Source organism: Streptomyces chiangmaiensis (assembly GCF_036281785.1).
GTDB classification, from domain to species: domain Bacteria; phylum Actinomycetota; class Actinomycetes; order Streptomycetales; family Streptomycetaceae; genus Streptomyces; species Streptomyces chiangmaiensis.
This window is the reverse complement of record NZ_JAYWVC010000392.1, coordinates 1-4,063: the sequence shown is the minus strand read 5'-3', so window position 1 is coordinate 4,063 and position 4,063 is coordinate 1. Positions and strand designations below refer to the sequence as shown.

3 protein-coding genes and 1 pseudogene are annotated in these 4,063 nt (G+C 67.4%); 1 reads left to right on the top strand and 3 read right to left on the bottom strand.

What is annotated here, in order from left to right:
- Nucleotides 1-457 (top strand): annotated as a pseudogene (locus tag VXC91_RS43095) (TcmI family type II polyketide cyclase); the annotation flags it as partial.
- Nucleotides 458-1,394: 937 nt separating this feature from the next.
- Here VXC91_RS43095 and VXC91_RS43090 read toward each other — a convergent pair.
- The 3 genes from VXC91_RS43090 to VXC91_RS43080 are packed head-to-tail and all read right to left on the bottom strand — an operon-like array spanning nt 1,395 to nt 3,686.
- Entirely contained in the window at nt 1,395-2,066 is a 672-nt protein-coding gene (locus tag VXC91_RS43090; protein ID WP_329512808.1) for an integrase core domain-containing protein, read from the bottom strand.
- A gap of 51 nt (nt 2,067-2,117) precedes the next feature.
- Nucleotides 2,118-3,323 (bottom strand): hypothetical protein, encoded by a 1,206-nt coding sequence (locus tag VXC91_RS43085; RefSeq protein ID WP_329512807.1) that lies wholly within the window; start codon nt 3,321-3,323, stop codon nt 2,118-2,120.
- A 51-nt stretch (nt 3,324-3,374) separates the two neighbouring features.
- Nucleotides 3,375-3,686 carry a calcium-binding protein gene (locus VXC91_RS43080; RefSeq protein WP_329512806.1) on the bottom strand — a complete coding sequence of 104 codons (312 nt, stop codon included), beginning with the start codon at nt 3,684-3,686 and terminating at the stop codon, nt 3,375-3,377.
- Nucleotides 3,687-4,063 lie beyond the last annotated feature (377 nt).

The following is a 4,063-nucleotide window of genomic DNA, read 5'->3' as shown; positions in this document are numbered from 1 at the left end:
CCCGTATCTGGAGCAGGAACTCGACCTCAACGACTACGAGGCCGCACGGGTCTTCTTCACACGGGCGGCGGTTCCCGCCGTGCACCATGTGACGGGCCACCAGGAGTGCCGCGAGGTGGAGCGGCACGCGTTGTACTACCCGGCTCGGAAGGGCTGCGGGACGCGCCTGGCCCGGCTGCTCGCCCAGCAGGACGAGATGGCCGCGGACGACCCGCGCAGCCCGGTCTGCGGCAGCACGATCTTCCAGTGCGACGAGATCGTGCTGCGGCTGATCGACGTACGGGGCGGCCTTGACGCGGACCCCGTCCTCACCCTCGGCCTTCCGGACCCCCGACAGGCAGCAGAGCTGACCACCATCCTCGACGGTGCCGCACTAAAGAGCGGTGACCTCCAGCACTTCCTCATGCTTGCCCGCATGACACTCATCACCGACCGCCGGTCGTCACCCGCCATCTGAGCGCTGGCCGCCGCCTGGACTTCGCCGGGTGGACTGCAAGCACTCGGCAGGCGGTCGTGACTCCTGGGCCGAGTTCCTCGACCGCTGGCTCTGGTAGTCGCCGTCGACCGCTGTGGCACTCGAGCTATCACTCTTCGTGACCGTCATGTTGAGCCGCTCGTGCATACGCGACACCGCAACATGCGAGCCCACCAGTCCCGAGAGCCATGACGGTCAGCAGGATCGACGCGAGCTCCAACGGCCCAGAGACGGCCCAGCAGCTCGAAACCGGCCCTCTACCAGCGTTGAACACGCGGGTAGGGGGCCTTTTCACACTTCGCGGGCCGCGTCGTGGTCCAGCAGGCCACGGCAGCCCTGGCCCAGCTCGATCGGTGGATCACCGAGGAACAACGCCGGGAGGCGGAGCGACGTCGAGCCAGGTAGATGCGGCCGCCTCCGCCTGAGCGGCTGATCGAGCGAGGGCTGAACAAGAACAACTTGGTCGCTGTGCATGTGGGCGGCTGCTGGCCCTGGTCCAAGAGCAACCGATGCGCTGCTGTCCCACGGGCACAGGCGCTCATGCGCTGCGTCAGCAGGTGCTGGCGTGCACGCACTGCCGCGCCGATTCATCCGCCGTGGCAACCCGACGGACATCATCGCCACGACCCTGGACAAGATCCGCTCGCACCCGAGCTTCTGACGCGAGGCGGCCCACAGTAACGAGTTCGGCGAGAGCTACAACTTCGTCTTCCACGCGAACGGCGACGAATATGTTGGCCGGACCAGATCCGGCTGGCGGCGTCATGGAAGCCGGCAAAGGTTCGGGTGATGCCTTTCGACGTCACCGCGAGATGACGCCGCGCACCGTAGAGCCCGGCGAGCGTCGTTGCTGCCTGTGGGGCGCCATAAGTCCGCATGTCCTCTGACCTGGGCGTTCGTCAGTTCCCCGTGATCTCCCTCAGGATGCATCGCTGTACTCGTGGATGAGTCCGCCGAGGACGTCGTGACGCTGGACGCGCTGCGCCGGGAACGGGATGACGTTCGGGTCGTCGGCAAGGGCTCGCAGTTGCAGGGCCCGGTGCGGCCTTCCGGAGTTGTGGTGCTCGGCATACTCGGCGAGGACCCGCCGGGCGTGCTGCTCGTTGTAGATCAGGATCCGATCGGTGCACTCGGCGCGGACGCTGCGAATGAATCTCTGGGTGTGGGCATTCATCTTCGGCGCCTGCGGCGCGCTCTTCAAGATCGATATGTTCTCGCTCGTGAAGACGGCGTCGAAGGCGTCGGTGTACTTCGCGTCTCGGTCGCGCAGCAGGTAGCGGAAGCCGGTGGCGCGCTCGCCGAGGTCGGGCAGCAGGTTGCGGGCGAGCCGGGTGGCCCAGGCGGCGGTGGGGTGGGCGGTGACGCCGAGGACGTGGACGGTGCGGGTGCCGACCTCCATGACGAGGAAGACGTACAGCCGCGTCAGGGTCACCGTGTCGACGTGGAAGAAGTCCGCCGCGAGGAGTCCGCTTGCCTGGGCGCGGAGGAACTCGCGCCAGGTCGGCGCGTTGCCTGACCGTCGGGGTGCGGGGTCGAGGCCGGCGGATCGCAGGATGCTGGGGGCATGCGGAGCGCCACAGCGCTCGAGCATGCCATGATCGGAGGCGGGCCTCGAAGTCCCAGGGCGAAGCAGCTACGAGAGTTATGGCACCCCACAGGCAAGCGCGCTGAGGCGGTCGCCGATGACGGAGACACCAGGGCGGGGCTCGTTCGCGTAGTACCAGGGCTTGCGTCGGCGCAGCAGCGCCTCGCCGTGCTCGCTCCAGGTGAATCCGGGCTTCCGCAGCAGCTTTTGGAACACAGCGTCGACTGTCTCCGGGTGCGCGGCAGCCAGTCGGCGGATCGGCAGTGGCCCGATCGACTCCTGGCGCAGGTAGGTGCGCAGCAGGTCCTGGTACTGCCTGCGGCCCGCGAGCGCCGGGTCTGCGAAGAGGTCGCGCAGCATCCCGTAGTCCGCGTAGAAGTTGAGCCCGTCGACCTGATCGTAGATGACACCGATGGTGTCCGAGCCTGCCAGTTCCGGCGGCAACTCGAAAAAGGGCAGGTCCAGGCCGGGGAGCCGTCTGCCCCGGGCACGGTCGGGATGTGCGGCGACGGCGGACTCCTGGCGGTGGCGGTAGTAGGCGTTGAGGAGGTCCTCGGCTTCGGCAGGCGAAAGGACCAGTTCGTCGCCGCCGCAGACTTCGACGAACGCGGCCCGGTCCTCCCGCATCGCCTGCCACCCCTGCTCGACCTTCCGGGGGTTGCGGAAGACCAGTTCGGGCCGGCTGGTGGCCAGTTGCAGGGCGACCTGGGCGATCTCGGTGGCGCTGGACCTGGGGTAGCTCGACATCGCCCCGGACACCAGCCACGCCCCGCCGGCCGAGTGGACCGGTACCAGACAGGTGTGGAGGAAGCTCCCCTTGGACACTTGGCGGAACGCCGCCCGCCCGACATTCGAGTACGTGAGGTACTCCAGGTCGTCGACCAGGTTCAGAAGGACGACGGCACCCCCTTCCTTCCGCTGGATCTCGAAGATGCCCTCGACCGGGTCGCGCCAGCCGAGCAGCATCTCCCGGTCGGCCGCGGTGAGGTCCTTGCGCCCGGCGACGAACCGGTCCACCACGGTCGAACCGTCCGGCAGGCGGTACCGCAGGATGAAGTGGTCGATGATCCGGATCGCCTCGCCCTCGTCCAGACGGCGCTCAGGCCCTGCGGCCTCCAGCAGGAGAGGAGTCAACCACCGGTCGAAGCGGGCGCTCTGCCCGAAGGCGACCAGCTGCCCTTTCAACTCGGCACTGCGCTCGATGAGGTCGGTCAGCGACGGTTCGCCGACGCGCCGATGCGTGCCCTGTACGGCGTCAGCCATGTTCAGCCCTTTCACACAGACCGGTTCCGCGTGGGTGTGAGGTGCCCGGTCTCAACCGGTCCAGTGACGGTATGCCTCGATCCACTCCGCGCCCTCGGGCGCCGGGCTGGGCAGAGGCAGATCCAGGATTCCGATCGACTGCCGCATGCCTCCGTGAGAGCACAGGGCGACGATCCTGCCGTCCGTCGTGAGGTCGATGCCGCGCACGGTCACCTCGACGCCGAGAACCGCGGTGGTGAAGGGCAGGTCGAGGTGCTCCTCAAGCATGGTGAACAGTCCGGTCAGCTGCTCGTCCTCGTTGTAGGCGTCGACGGTCGCCTCTTCGATCATGGCCTCAAGCTGGGCCGTGTCCAACGCGCTCATGGGGCAACACTAACGACCCTCGGGGTGACACCGGGCGGCCATGACTCCGCTGCTACCACAACTTGCTCAACCAGGACGCCGAGGTGCTGCTCATCGTGGGGGACCTCCCTGGCCTGTTCAGGACGAGGCAGCATGACTGGGGGCACGCAAGCTCACCGGCATTTTCCGGGGACGCTGAAACCCCGGCTGTGGTGGTGTCCGCCAGTACCGCTGCCGGCTCCCGCAGGCGACCTGCTGAGACCGGTTCGGCAGCAGGTCGTGATGGCGCAGGATCCTGGGCGGACTCATCCACGAGTACCGCAACGCCAGCTGAATAAGATCACGACAGGCGGAGAAAGCCCAGTTCAGAAGGTGTACGGGACTTTTGGAACCTTACA

Coding starts and splice junctions, on each gene's coding strand:
- VXC91_RS43090 (WP_329512808.1), bottom strand. CDS start 2,066: ATGCTCGAGCGCTGTGGCGCTCCGCATGCCCCCAGCATCCTGCGATCC.
- VXC91_RS43085 (WP_329512807.1), bottom strand. CDS start 3,323: ATGGCTGACGCCGTACAGGGCACGCATCGGCGCGTCGGCGAACCGTCG.
- VXC91_RS43080 (WP_329512806.1), bottom strand. CDS start 3,686: ATGAGCGCGTTGGACACGGCCCAGCTTGAGGCCATGATCGAAGAGGCG.